Annotated in this window: 13 protein-coding genes; 3 read left to right on the forward strand and 10 right to left on the reverse strand. The window is 42.4% G+C overall.

What is annotated here, in order from left to right:
* Positions 1–9 precede the first annotated feature (9 nt).
* Genes SKC37_RS01610 through SKC37_RS01630 form a run of 5 tightly spaced genes read right to left on the reverse strand, consistent with a single transcriptional unit; the run spans position 10 to position 5,605 of the window.
* Positions 10–303 carry an autorepressor SdpR family transcription factor gene (locus SKC37_RS01610; protein ID WP_377979787.1) on the reverse strand — a complete coding sequence of 98 codons (294 nt, stop codon included), beginning with the start codon at positions 301–303 and terminating at the stop codon, positions 10–12.
* Positions 304–356: 53 nt separating this feature from the next.
* On the reverse strand, positions 357–1,250 hold the full coding sequence (locus SKC37_RS01615; protein ID WP_377979788.1) for a hydroxypyruvate isomerase family protein: 894 nt from the start codon (positions 1,248–1,250) through the stop codon (positions 357–359).
* A gap of 1 nt (position 1,251) precedes the next feature.
* Entirely contained in the window at positions 1,252–4,248 is a 2,997-nt protein-coding gene (locus SKC37_RS01620) for a PVC-type heme-binding CxxCH protein (protein ID WP_377979789.1), read from the reverse strand.
* Between the two features lie 4 nt (positions 4,249–4,252).
* Complete coding sequence (locus SKC37_RS01625; RefSeq protein WP_377979790.1) at positions 4,253–5,008, reverse strand: NIPSNAP family protein; 756 nt, start codon at positions 5,006–5,008, stop codon at positions 4,253–4,255.
* A gap of 24 nt (positions 5,009–5,032) precedes the next feature.
* Positions 5,033–5,605: a hypothetical protein gene (locus tag SKC37_RS01630; protein WP_377979791.1), complete on the reverse strand. Its 573-nt coding sequence runs from the start codon at positions 5,603–5,605 to the stop codon at positions 5,033–5,035.
* Between the two features lie 324 nt (positions 5,606–5,929).
* On the opposite strand from SKC37_RS01630, the gene lgt reads away from it, so the two are divergent.
* Positions 5,930–6,757, forward strand: a complete 828-nt coding sequence (gene lgt, locus SKC37_RS01635) for a prolipoprotein diacylglyceryl transferase (protein WP_377979792.1) — start codon at positions 5,930–5,932, stop codon at positions 6,755–6,757.
* Here lgt and SKC37_RS01640 read toward each other — a convergent pair.
* The 4 genes from SKC37_RS01640 to SKC37_RS01655 are packed head-to-tail and all read right to left on the reverse strand — an operon-like array spanning position 6,754 to position 11,142.
* Positions 6,754–7,992: a serine hydrolase gene (locus tag SKC37_RS01640; RefSeq protein ID WP_377979793.1), complete on the reverse strand. Its 1,239-nt coding sequence runs from the start codon at positions 7,990–7,992 to the stop codon at positions 6,754–6,756. The genes lgt and SKC37_RS01640 overlap by 4 nt on opposite strands.
* Positions 7,985–8,989 (reverse strand): aminotransferase class I/II-fold pyridoxal phosphate-dependent enzyme, encoded by a 1,005-nt coding sequence (locus SKC37_RS01645; protein WP_377979794.1) that lies wholly within the window; start codon positions 8,987–8,989, stop codon positions 7,985–7,987. Before SKC37_RS01645 ends, SKC37_RS01640 begins: the two co-directional genes overlap by 8 nt.
* A complete protein-coding gene (locus SKC37_RS01650; RefSeq protein WP_377979795.1) occupies positions 8,986–9,999 on the reverse strand; it encodes a dipeptide epimerase in 1,014 nt (337 codons plus the stop codon). Before SKC37_RS01650 ends, SKC37_RS01645 begins: the two co-directional genes overlap by 4 nt.
* A gap of 6 nt (positions 10,000–10,005) precedes the next feature.
* Positions 10,006–11,142 carry a molybdopterin molybdotransferase MoeA gene (locus tag SKC37_RS01655; RefSeq protein ID WP_377979796.1) on the reverse strand — a complete coding sequence of 379 codons (1,137 nt, stop codon included), beginning with the start codon at positions 11,140–11,142 and terminating at the stop codon, positions 10,006–10,008.
* 83 nt (positions 11,143–11,225) lie between these two features.
* Between SKC37_RS01655 and moaC the strand changes: the two genes are divergently transcribed.
* Positions 11,226–11,699: a cyclic pyranopterin monophosphate synthase MoaC gene (gene moaC / locus SKC37_RS01660; protein WP_377979797.1), complete on the forward strand. Its 474-nt coding sequence runs from the start codon at positions 11,226–11,228 to the stop codon at positions 11,697–11,699.
* Between the two features lies 1 nt (position 11,700).
* On the forward strand, positions 11,701–12,354 hold the full coding sequence (locus SKC37_RS01665) for a thiamine diphosphokinase (protein WP_223130301.1): 654 nt from the start codon (positions 11,701–11,703) through the stop codon (positions 12,352–12,354).
* Here the strand turns inward: SKC37_RS01665 and SKC37_RS01670 are convergent.
* On the reverse strand, positions 12,329–13,573 hold the full coding sequence (locus tag SKC37_RS01670; protein ID WP_377979798.1) for a replication-associated recombination protein A: 1,245 nt from the start codon (positions 13,571–13,573) through the stop codon (positions 12,329–12,331). The two genes, SKC37_RS01665 and SKC37_RS01670, sit on opposite strands and share 26 nt — an antisense overlap.
* Positions 13,574–13,598 lie beyond the last annotated feature (25 nt).

The raw sequence follows: 13,598 nt of genomic DNA on the forward strand, positions 1-13,598 counted from the left end.
TAAAACAGATTAAATTTCGATTCTAATTTTAGGCTTAGGGAATTCAAAGTATTTAGAGAAAGATTGAAACCAAGAATGTATAACTTCAAAGCCTGATTTATCCAGTTTATATTCAATGAATTGCCCTTTTTTCTCTGCTTGAATAAGTTTTGCTTGCTTTAACAAATCCAAGTGATGTGAAATACTAGGTTTGCTCATATCAAATTGATCAGCAATTTTTCCTGCATTCTGAGGTCCATTCACCAAAAATTGCAATATCTCTCTCCGGGTTGGGTCGTTAATTGCTTTAAATTTTGCGTCCATCTTAATTAGATAATTAAGCGAATGTCTAAATTAATTTTGATAAATCCAAAAAATTAGACATCTGATTTGCGATACGCCTCCATTAAAGCCATTTCACCCTCTTTTCCAGGCTTTGAATTTCCATGTTCCATGCCTAAAACGCCGGTATATCCTTTTTGTTTTAAGTGCCTGAAAATATTTTGGTAATTCACCTCGCCCGTCGTAGGTTCTTTACGCCCTGGATTATCCCCAATTTGTAAATAGGCTATTTCATCCCAGCATTTGTCCATGTTAGCGATCAAATTACCCTCATTTCGTTGCATATGGTACATATCGAAAAGTATCTTGCAGGATGGGGAGGCTACCGCGCGACATATACTGTATGTCTGATCGGAATAGCGAAGAAATAAGTCTGAATTGTCGCTCAATGGCTCTAAAACCATCGTTAATCCCGCGGGTTCTAAAATTTCAACCGCACGTTTTAGGTTGTCGATCACGTGTCCTGTTTGAATTCCCATCGGTAAATCACGCGTGAAATTACCTGGAACAACAGTCGCCCATTTCGCATTCACACGCTTGGAGGTTTCCACTGCTTTTCTACAAGAAGCTAGAAATAAATCAGTCCATTCCTTTTTGCCTGTCGTCATTGTTTGTTTATCGAAAAAACCATCGAACTTGATGACGAACACGCCCATTTTCATATTGAGTTTGGCTAGTTTTTCGCCAATTTTCTCTTGTAGAGCAATAGGCCTTTCCATTAATTCATTATCTTCCAATGCTGTAAACCCTTGGTCATACATAAATTGTAATTGATCGAGTTCACTAGGTCCGGCATGGTTTTTGAACATCCCAAAATGTGGTGCATAGTTCAATTCAAAAGGCTTTTCTCGGACAATAGATGAGCCTCTAGAAAAGGAGGGGATTAATAGACTAGCTCCTAGGAGCGAAGTGAAATCACGGCGCTTCATCTTATTTCTTCTTTAAAGTGGACAAATATTCGACTAAATCTACTAACTCAGGAGTGCTCATGCCATCGGCTAAACCCTCAGGCATTAATGAGTCAGGAACTTGCTTATAGGATTTTAGGGCAGATGTTTTAAAACTTTTAACGATTCCGCCTGGAATACGCAACACGATATCCGTTTCGTTCTTAGAAACAATGATTCCTTGGTAAGTGTCCCCTGATTTAGTCTTTATCTCAAATGTCTCATATCCAAATCCGATACCGGCATTTGGGTGCAGGATAGACATATACATTCCCTCTTTCGATAATTTCGAGCCTATTTCACTTAGTTTTGGTCCAAAATCAATGCCATCATTATTGACCACGTGGCACATGACGCATGAATTCGTAAAGACGACCTTTCCCTTAACTGCATCCCCAGACATTTTGATTAATTCAGACATTGCAGGATGAGCTTTCTTTGTTTCAGTTTGATGTTTGTCTAAATAACTATTCGCTTTCATTCGAATCGACTTTCTCCACGCTTTTTGAAGACTTTCTACCACTAGAGGAACGTAAGCTGCGGCTATTTTCTTCTTCTCTAATAAATCTAAGACAAATTCTTCCGTTGGATAGGCATTACCGATTACGCGCGCGGCTTGCATTTGGACGGCTTTACTAAGTTTAGGGTTCGCTGTGGCCTCATATAATAATTGTGCTGATTCCGTTTTTCCTTGCCAGCGCAACGTCTCGATTAAAGCTAATTGTTCCGCTTCTTTTCCCGCTAAGAATGTTGACCGTATTAATTCTGCTCCTCCAGGTAGATTATACAATACTTGGCCTGATTTGGAGGCTTCTGTTCGAGCTAAAATCATCCCTAAAATACGTGGGCTTTCTTCTGTTAGCTGGTAGTAATCGACTAATTCGAGATATGGCTTGCCATTAATCTGCTTAAGCAAGGTAGAAAGCATCGTTTTTACTTCAGGATGTGAAGCAATGTAGGCTGGTTTGATGTGACGAACAGCCTCTAATTGTGCGTTTACATCGTTAGCGAATTTTCCCGTTATCAGTCCAAATAAAGCCTCTGATTTTTGCTCCCCTGGCATGAAATCCAAGGCGCGGAAATAGGCTAATGACTTCGTGTTTCCGATTAAGTCGATTAAAGCAGGCAATGCTTTTTCCGTTCTCGCTCTCCAAACGACATCAGCAAAACCTTTCGAATTCTCAGGCTTCTGCGCTAAATAAGCTGCAAATCGCTCGTCCCAGTTGCCATCTGCACCGATACCTAGTGCCTCTAAATACCAGCGATCTGTTCCGTTATGGCGCATCGCTAGACTCGCCCATAATTTATTCACTTCATCTCCAGAAAGGTGGCGCAAGGCGATGGCTAATTCACGTCTAACAGAGGCGTGTTGATCTTTTGCCGCTTTAGCCGCTAGAGTAGACCATTCCGTGAAAGGTTTGTGCTTTGCTGCTCGAATCGCCATCGCTTTCAGGTTTGGATTCGATTGATCGAACGCTTTTAGGATAAATTCATTCGAACGTGATCCTTGATTTAAAACCCAAAATGCTCTGGCTCTAAACCGGGGATTTTCATTCGTATTAAATTCATTTTCCAACACGGATTCAGCCTTATCTCCCATTTTTTTCAATGCCTGAAAGGCTAGAAAACGGATTTCTAAATTTGGATTCTCTAGCGCCTTAAAAGCCAGTTCGGGGGTACTTAAATCAAAGCTTGTTTTTTTGTACGCGTGTCCTTTAGGTGCGATTCGGTAGATACGACCTTTGGCCTGATCGCCCGCTTGATGTCCACCTACGCCTGGATCGTACCAATCAGCGATAAAAAGAGAACCATCCGGTGCCGCTGCCACATCAGCAGGTCTAAACCATTGATCGCGCGAAGTAATTAGATTATTTATTCTGGCCTCATATCCAGCTCCCCAGGGAGTAGTAGCATAAGAGCGAACCACATTAGGACCCGCATCCGTGTGAATCATTTGATTTTGGAAGATAGAAGGCAATAAATTACCCTCATAAATGATCATTCCCGTAGGAGAACCGGCGCCTGTTTGCAGTAAATTAGGGACAACGCCCGGGTCATTTAAATGCCAATGACGCAAAGGAATCTCTTTTTCGATATTCGTCCGATTCACTGACCAACCTTCCCCAGTCATTTCATCCACATAACCATAGTTTCCGTGCTCGAAAACGGCATTAATACGGACTCCTTTATTTCCATCATCATCATTATCTGACTGCCAAAGTCCCCCATAGGAATCCACCGCCACTTCGTAATTATTTCTAAAATTATGCCCTAAAACCTCTACCTGGCTTCCATCCAAATTACAACGGAATACCATTCCTTGGCGGTATTTCTTAGGTCCAATCGGGTCACCATCTTGATCCAAGACCGGATTACCTTTGGCATCCAACAATTGCTTACCCTCATTCCCTAAATTAAAATACAATTTCCCATCTGGCCCAAACGTAAACGCGTGCGCCCCGTGATCGTGCTGATCACCCCCAATTCCAGAGAACATGACTTCCTTACGGTCTGCCTTGCCATCCCGATTATCATCGAACATTTTCCAGATGTAAGGACTCTGTGACACGATGACCATCGAATCCAAGACCGCGATCCCTAAAGGCGCATTAAGCTCAGGCGATTGGTAAAATACTTTACGGCTATCTGCCTGCCCATCCCCATTCGTATCTTCTAAAATCACGATGCGATCCCCTTGCGGGTTTGTCGGATTTCCATTGATTCCAGGTCGATAGTTATAAGCCTCTAACACCCAAACCCGACCTTTCGAATCCACATCGATATTCGTAGGATTAATCAGCATTGGTTCTGCCGCAAAAGGTTTTATTTCTAATCCTTCTGGTACTTGTAGCGTAGATACATTTGTTTGAACGGAATCAGCAGTATTTTTTTTCGGCTGAATCATCTTAGGGATGCCTAAGCTAACAAGGCTAATCATCCCACCTAGGAATAGGAGCGGTGCTTTTTTAACGATTTTCATTTTCTTAACGGATAGTAGAGAAGGTAGTAGGGGTCATAAAGATCGACTCGATTTTCTCGATAATTTTGCCATCTTTTTCGGAATCAGTAGATACTTGCTTCCATTTTGGGTCGTTAACAAATGCCCCCCAATTCGCTTTCGCAGCCTCTTCTGATGGATGCGCAACAAGGTAAACTAATTTACTTTGAACGGCTGGATCTTTTTCTATGGTCGTAAAGTACGCAATGTTTTTAATGTCGTGTGATTTGAAAATTTTCATCGTATGATCTCTGAATCGCGCTAAAATAGCTGGATTTCGGCCAGGCAACTGGCTATAGGTTCGTAATTCAAATACTTGATCTACTGGACCGCCAGAAGGTTTGATTTTGGGACTAAAATCAGTGGCATTCATAAATATGCTGGTCACTTTAGCGACGATTTTACCGGTTTCTTCTGATTTCTTTGAAACTGTTTTCCACTCAGGATCGCTGCTGAAATGCTTCCAAGATGAATCGCGATCTGCTTTAGATGGGTAGGCTAAAATATAATAAAGTGCGTTATCGGTATTGTTAGTAGGGATCCAATAGCCCACATTTGTCATGCCATGTTTTTCAAAAATCTTGGTGGTATGATTCGTAAAACGTTGAATTAAAGCGTCTAATCTGCCCGGATGGCAATAGTAGATGCGCATTTCAAAATAACGATTATCTGTTTTTTTAGCGTTAACAGCAAAAGAGAATAGACCTGCACACAGCAAGGTCAATAGGAATATTTTTTTCATAAGGTATAATAGGTTTAGACGAATTTACGGATTTAATCGTCTTTTTAGTAGTTTGTCTATCATAAAAAATATCACCTCCGGTTTTAGTGTTCTCCAGTTCGGAATTTGGAGGTTTCCGCCAAAATTCAGGTAGTAGTCAATCTTATATTTGGCCCATTCTTCCTCTACAAAAGGTGCAAAATGCATCGCCGCAATCCATCCATCTTCCACATCCTCAAACCATTCGGCATAATAATCATCTTCAAAAGATCCGTGAAAATTCAACACATTTTCACCTACTAAAATGAAATGCTTAATCCCTGCATCAACAAAATGATCCACCACCGTTCTTTTCAAATGCATGACATCGTTATGTAGTGTATCATTCCATTCCCCGAATAATTCAATGATTGTATACTTCTCCACATAATCCGTGTACAGAATCTTGCAAAATAGCGTTTCTGAGCCTATGTCATCCCAAAGCGGATGGATGTAATAGCCATAAATATCATTTTCATAGGTAGTTTCAGAATAATGTCTACCAAAGAAAGGAGACTTTTTATCCCTTGCGGCGACGTAAATCGATTCCCATTGGAAAGAGGGTTCAATGTTTTGCATACTCTAAGAACATAAAAAAGGCTTAGATATGCAACCTTTTGAGACACTTAGGCATCTATAGGGTCAATTATCATTTACTTGATAAATTATAGTACCTTGTATTGCAAAGTACCTTTTGTTTTATATCTTTGTAAAAGATTCAGCAATCAATAATGAAAAAACGTCAATTACTTCTTTTATTACTCGTTTTTTGTAGTTTTCAAGCCATGTCTTTAGGCTTCCCTCATCGCTTATATCCTGCGAAGTTTATTAAAAAGACTATCCAAGTTTTTGTAAAGAACTCAAAGAAATAATGTTTAATTTTGGTCGAAAGACTAGAATGCTATGAGCTTATTATTTATTGAGTGGAACGCTGATCCGACTATTATAACCCTTTTTGGTTTTCCAATCCGTTGGTACGGATTGTGTTTTGCGTTAGCCTTTTTGGCCGGATTTCAGGTCGTAAGTTATATGTTCAAAAAAGAGGGTAGGTCTGTTGAACAAGCCGATCAACTATTGTTATATACGATGGTAGGAACGGTTGTAGGAGCCCGAATGGGGCATTATTTCTTTTACGAGTTCCCCTTGCTTTTAGCAGATCCGGTTCGGTTTTTCATCCAAATGATTACACCTCCCTTTTCAGGTTTGGCTTCTCATGGGGCTGCCATAGGTCTTTTCACCGCTTTTTATTTGTACACTAGAAAACACAAAGGTCAATCGTATTTGTATGTGACTGATCGGATTGTTATTGCGGCTGCGTTAGCTGGTTTCTTTATTCGTTTCGGGAATTTGATGAATTCAGAGATCATTGGGAAACCTACTGATTTGCCTTGGGGATTCAAGTTTTTACGGGATTATGAATTCAATCCGAGTGGCTTAGCTGCCTTTGTTGTACCTCGCCATCCCTCTCAATTGTATGAGGCATTATCATGTCTACTTTTGTTTTTTATACTTCTGTATTTGTGGAATCTGAAAAAAGAAAAGACACCAGCGGGTTTTTTGACGGGTATTTTTATGATTTTCGTATTTACGCTCCGCTTCTTTTATGAATTTTTAAAAGAGAATCAGAGTTCATTTGAAAATAGTTTGACCTTAAATATGGGCCAAATTCTATCTATCCCAGCCGTCTTGTTTGGTATCGGTGTACTTTATTATGCGAAACGAAAAGCTTAGTTTGAATAGTCGAATCGCAGGTGATCTAAATTCGGTTGCTGTTTTTTAGGGCGCTTCACCTCGTAATCGTAAATGACCTGACCTAGGTTTTTGTAGAAGGGAAATCCGATTGTATCATAATCATATTTCTCATCATTGAAGATCTCGTCTTCATTGCAAAGCAAAACTGCGGTTACCATAAATTCGACTTTCTTGTCAAAATCCACCACATAGGCATTGTCTAGCAAGAATCCGTAGGCATCACCCACCTTGTTAAAAATGCGCATCGAGGGATTCAAAGAGGCATTTTTTTCTGATCCATAATACAAGAATTTGCAATAAGTCGCGAACTCATCTTTGTAAATTGGCTCTTTCGATTCCGTCGGATACATCGACATATAGCGGTAAAGAAAAGTATAATCTTCTTTTTTGAGATTGAATCGATCTTTTGTTGGGAATGCCTCTGGAAGCAGGAGTCTTTTAAGGAAATCATGTTGTGCCTGCAATGGATACGCATTTTTTAGACTAAAGTCCAATGGTTTGTTTTCCACCACACCCGCATCATTCATCGTTCCTTTTCCTAGTAAAATGGGCGTTGCCGCACTATAGGGTTTGTTGTTAAAGGTTTCTGCTTGCTGGTAGATGACTTTGCCAGATGCGTCCATCAAGTTTATTGGGTTTGTGTATTGATTCTCTAGGCGAGGTAGGGGTGTTTGTAAACGATGGGTAAGTCTAACTCCTTTAAATCCCTTAGAAAGCATCGTTTCGTTGAAAGGCCGCTGGCCTAAAAATTCGTAAAGGCGATTATAGGCTTCATTATCCGACACTAACAAAATCTTTTTGATGTAGTGTCCCACACTTGGTAAACCTGATTTTGAAGTGGAATCAGTCTTGATTTCGAGTTGAGATGGTCGGTTTTTTAGGGTTTGAAAGGTGGTTGATTTATCAATTTTTAAAGCATTCAATTTTTCTAAGGCCAAAACAGTAGCGGCTAATTTTACGGTGCTGGCAGGATAGAAATATTCGTTCGAATCTGAGCGGTAGGAATAGGTGGTCAGCGTCGGTTTGTTTTTTGCATCGCGATCTATCTGCGTGTAAAGAATCTGAAGACGGTATTTTTCTGGGTTATCCGTTAGTTTCTTGAATTTATCCGGGTTAGATAGCAATAATTGCTCCAGGATGTTGGCGGGTTTTTGAGCGAATGTACTCATGCTGATCATCTCGGTGATTAATAGGAAAAATAGAATTTTACGCATAGCTTTTGATGGCATCTGTGATGGTGTCAATATCTGCTAATGTGAGGCATGCCGGTAAGATGGCGCGACAAACGGGAGGTGCCGTGATGTCTGGGTAGGCAAAATGATTCACTAATATGCCAGCTGATTTTAGGTGTTCGAATAAGCCTGGAGCTTTGGAACAGAAAGCGGGATAACCCGGTTCATAGGTCACAGGGGCATCAAATCCCTTTAGATTGTCTGCGAAGCGATCTGCTAATGCCTTGCTTTTCAGGCTTTGCTCCTGATAAGCCTCCATCGATTGTAATCCAGCATAGCAAAAGGCGGGATTAGGAGGCGAGGAACCCACCCAAAAGGAATCTTTCTTAATCTCTTCTATGCCTGCAGCGGAACCTAAAATGACGCCAGCGGGTAATCCGAAGGCTTTGGAGAGCGAAACGGTTTGCAAAAGATTTCCAGAACAGGGAATGTGAATATCTTGCACTCCAGCTCGATGTGACTCGTCTACGATCAAATAATCACTTGGGTTCATGGTAGTGGCAAAAGAGAAATCAAAGCTGTTAATCCAAGGAGATCCGATGCCATCAGAGGCAAATATTTGGCCTTTTTGATGGCTGGAGATCCAATCTTTATAGCTTCCAGCGAAGGGTGTATGTGGATGGCGCCATAAGGCAGGGTGTGCCTGAGGTGCTAGGTTTAAGGTGAATCCTTTTTGTTGGGCGTATTGGACTGCGATTTGGGCGGCAGCTAGGCCGGAAGAACAGAGGGCTGCGGCTTCTACTTGAAAATAAGCGGCTAAAGCACGTTCGAAATCCTCCCAAATCGAAAATTGTAAGTTGTTGCGACGGGAGCTACCAAAGTTTTGGGAATATTGTTTAATTCCATCCGTTAAGGCCTTTTGAAAAGTGGGGTGGGAACCAATATTCAAGTAATTCGTGCCGCCAAGCCAAAGGTAACCAGCACCTTTATAGGTTATTTTACGGCCTGGAATGCGATTCTCTGTGAATGAATAACTCATAATAAGGTGGCTCCAGTTCCAGGTAAATTAGCATAAGAAACCACGCCGTAGTCGATGGTAATACCTGTCGAAATTTGGTCATCCACTAATAAGCAGCCGTCCATATCAACGTAATCGAGTAAGGGGAGTAGTTGCGCGATGGCAGAGCATCCGATGGTCGATTCCGTCATACATCCCACCATGACTTTTAGTCCTAGTGTTCTAGCTTTTTTGATCATGCGTAGGGCAGGCGTTAAGCCACCGCATTTCATTAATTTGATGTTGATGCCGTGGAAATAGCCTGCACATTTCTCTACATCAGACTCTAAAATACAGCTTTCATCTGCAATAATGGGCAAGGTAGATTCCTTGAATACGCGCTTCATCCCTTCCCAGTTATCGGCTTTCAAGGGTTGTTCGATGAATTCTACGCCCAGTTTTTCTAATTCAGGAGCGAAATAGATGGTTTGTTCGGGCGTCCAAGCGGTATTTGCATCTACTCTGAAAATAGCGTCTGTTTCTCTACGTAAGGCTTCTACGATTTCTAAATCGTCGTCCGTACCTAATTTGATTTTATACAGGGGAAAGGGAGTCTCCTGCATTTTGGCCACCATCTTCTCTACCGTATCGATCCCGATCGTATAATCCGTAATGGGATTTTCGGAGATGTCTAAGTCCCAAATCTCATACAGCGGTTTGTTGTGCGTTTTACCCCAAAGATCCCAATAGGCTACGTCCAGCGCACAAAGTGCGAAAGGGTGTTCGTCTAATAGGTTTTTGGACATCATCGCCCAAAAATCACTCGGATGCGGTAAAATATCGTGCGGCAATAAATTAAGAATTGACTCGATCTGTGACTTCATTTTCGCCATGGTCACCCCGTAATAGGGCGTCTCTGTCGCTTCCCCAAAACCACTTTTTCCATGCCAACTCAGCTCCACTATCAGGGTGGGTTGCACGTCACGCGATTCATGCGTAATCGTGAACGTGTGCTTTAAAGGCAAATCGAAAGTATGTAGTTTCAGTTCCATACGGGCTTATTTGAGTGGAATATAGGGCAATTTCTTCGCTTTGTCACCGGCTTTTTGCCAAACCAATCCATCTGCACGAGACCAATTAATTAAGTCCCCTGATCCATTATGCGCTAATACTTCTCCATTCTCTACCGGGATCCATTGATCTAATTCCGCAGAGGGTTTAGGTAAGAATTTGATTTCTTTCACGTTGTATTCAGCCCAATCGCCGGATACCCACGGTAAGAAATAGACCCAGAAACAAGTCAGCGTTGAGATCGGATTTCCAGGGAAAGCGAAAACAACTTTTCCGTCAGAACGAGTGGCCACAAGCATCGGCTTGCCGGGTTTTTGGCTTATTTTGTGGAATACAGTTTCGAATCCAGCTTCGGCTAATACACTTGGAATTAAATCCTTTTTTCCCGCTGAAACGCCGCCTGATAATAAAATAATGTCATTTGATTCCAACACCTTATCGATGTTAGCTTTGATTTTTTCCGCTGAATCAGGTAGGTGACTTGAGTTTGCTTTGAAACCTTTGGACAATAACACCGACTTCAACATCATCACATTCGAACTGCGAATCTGGTGATCTTTCGGTGTCTCGTGCAAGCCTACGATTTCGTCTCCTGTAGAGAAAATGTGCACGTGAGGCTTCGATTCTACTTCAATATGGGCTTTACCCACGGTCGCTGCGATCGCAATTTCCACTGGCCCAATCTTCGTTCTTTTCTTCACTAAAACGGAACCAGCTGGTGCATCCGCACCTTGCAGGTGAATGAATTGGCCTTTTTCTAATGGTGTTTTACCTATATAAGTCGCAATTTTTTTCTCGATACTTAGATCCTCGATTTTAATGATGGCTTCCGTGCCACGTGGGGCCGTAGCGCCTGTCATGATTTCCAAAGAACCATCCATCTTTTTAATCGCTTTCACCGGTTCTCCTGCAAATAACATACCCTCAATCTTCCACGTAGGTGCGGTGATATCCTTTACCGCAATACCGTCCATCATGGCCCGGTCAAAAGGAGGGAAGTCACGATCTGCCACAATTTTTTCGGCGATATTCATCCCTAAGGTTTTCGCCAAAGGTAATTTTTCGGTGCGAAATGGAATGGTGATGTTTTTAAGGAGTTCAATGGCTTCTAAAGGGCTGATCATGTTTGTTGTTTTACGTAATTGTTAAATTTCGCTATTTTTTGCTAATTCTCCCGTATTTTTGTCTTCTAAATTTCAAATCAGCTATGTCAATTGACTTTTCTCACCTGCAATCGGATGGCACCCCAGGAATGGTGGATGTGAGTTCGAAAAACGAAACAGTTCGGGAAGCGAAAGCCCAATCCAATGTGTATTTAGGGGCCGAAATTGTGCAACATTTCGAGGCAGCCGGTTGGCAAAACAAGAAAGGTAGCATTCTTCAAACCGCAGTGATTGCCGGTACGATGGCAGCGAAAAAGACGTCTGATTTGATCCCTTTATGTCATCCCTTGGGTTTGGACTCGTGTAAGTTTGAGACGGAAGTTTTAGCGGATCAGATTGTGATTACCTGTATTTGTCGTTTGGAGGCCAAAACAGGAGTGGAAATGGAGGCCCTGGTAGGTGCCTCTGTGGCAGCCTTAACGGTATACGATATGTGTAAGTCGGTTTCCAAAGGTATCGTCATCAAAGAGACCAAATTAATTTCCAAATCTGGCGGTAAGTCTGATTTCAAAGCCTAATATGTCTTCTCACCACATCATCCGAGACAAACAAGAACCCGCGCTGATCATCGCGAATGGGGAGGCTTGCTCGTTGGATTTGGTGGAACAATTATTGGAATGGTCGCCTACGGTGGTGGTTCTGGATGGGGCGTTGGAGAGAGTCATTTCGCTAGGCATCAAAGTAGACGTCTGGTTAGGCGACTTCGATCACGCGCAGGCAGCGGATTACAGTGATTATCCCTTGAAGAAGGTGCATACGCCGGATCAAAATTTGACAGACTTAGAAAAAGCTTTTGAATATTTACTAGAGGAGGGTTACCCAGCTGTCAATGTCGTTTGGGCGTCTGGAAAGCGGATGGATCACACGCTGAATAATTTTCATTCGCTAGTGCGCTATGGTCGAAAATTGAAGATTGTGTTCTTCGACGATTATTCAACCTCTTATTTATTACCTCCCACGTTTGAAAAGTGGTATCCGGCAGGAACTCCGCTGTCACTTATGCCTTATGGCGAAGCATTTCAAGTAAAATCATCCGGTTTAGTCTACGATTTAAACCACCCTGAGTTGCGCCTGGGAACTCAGACGAGTTCGAGCAATGAGGCGCGTGAAGATGGAATCGTGAAAATTTCGTACGAGAGCGGGGCGCTTATTTTGATGGAGTGCCACGATTAATTTTGTCCTGTTCAGACGGTTTGTAAAAGATCGGTCTCGAAGGAACCTCAGGAAAGTAATTCTGCTCCACCCAATTGCCCGGAAAATCGTGTGGGTATTTATAATCAGCTCCATAATTCAAATCTTTCATCATCCGCGTAGGCGCATTGCGTAAATGCAACGGCACGGGCAAATCGCCTGTCTGTTCCACATAGGCCATGGCTTTGTTGATGGCATTGTAGGCGGAGTTACTTTTGGGCGAAGTGGCTAGATAGATAACCGTCTGAGATAAAATGATTCTGGATTCTGGATTACCGATCACTCGAATGGAATCGAAACAAGATTGGGCTAATAAAAGCGCATTGGGATTAGCTAAACCAATATCTTCCGAGGCCAAAATTAACAATCTACGACCAATAAACTCTAAGGATTCTCCCCCCACTAACATCCGCGCTAACCAATACACCGCCGCATCTGGATCAGATCCGCGGATCGATTTGATAAACGCCGAAATGATATCGTAATGTTGCTCGCCATCTTTGTCATATTGCGCTAGGTTCTTTTGCAATCGTTCGGTAACTAAGGCATTCGTTACCTCGAGCTCGTTTCCTCCCTCGGTGGTAATTAATAGCTCGAAAAGATTCAATAATTTACGACCGTCACCACCCGAAAAATGGAATAAGGCATCAGTCTCCGTTAGGGTAATTTTTTTATTCTTGAAAAGCGAATCCGTAGCGATCGCTTTGTTAAGCATCGTATGCAGGTGCTCATTTGAAAGCGATTCTAGCACATAGACTTGGCAACGCGATAATAAGGCCGAGATAACCTCAAAAGAGGGATTTTCTGTAGTCGCGCCTACTAAGGTGACGATCCCTTTCTCCACCGCATTTAATAGGGAATCCTGCTGGGATTTCGAAAAACGGTGAATCTCATCGATGAATAGGATGGGTGATTGCGCTTCGAACATCCGGTTCTTCTTCGCTAGCTCTAACGTCTCCCGCACTTCTTTTACCCCTGATTGCACCGCAGAAAGCGAATACATCGTTCGCTTCAAGGCGCCAGATAATAAAGTTGCAAGCGTCGTTTTACCCACGCCTGGAGGCCCCCAAAGGATGCAAGACGGCAAATGCCCCGCCTCAATCGCTTTTCGCAAAGGCGCGTTCGGACCCACGACCTTTTCTTGACCGATGTATTCATCCAGGGTAGTGGGGCGCATTCGTTCTGCGAGAGGCTGCATCATCTTTCGAAGTTACGTGAATTTTGTA

This window comes from Aquirufa esocilacus, assembly GCF_042715595.1.
In the GTDB taxonomy this organism is placed as follows: Bacteria; Bacteroidota; Bacteroidia; order Cytophagales; family Spirosomataceae; genus Aquirufa; species Aquirufa esocilacus.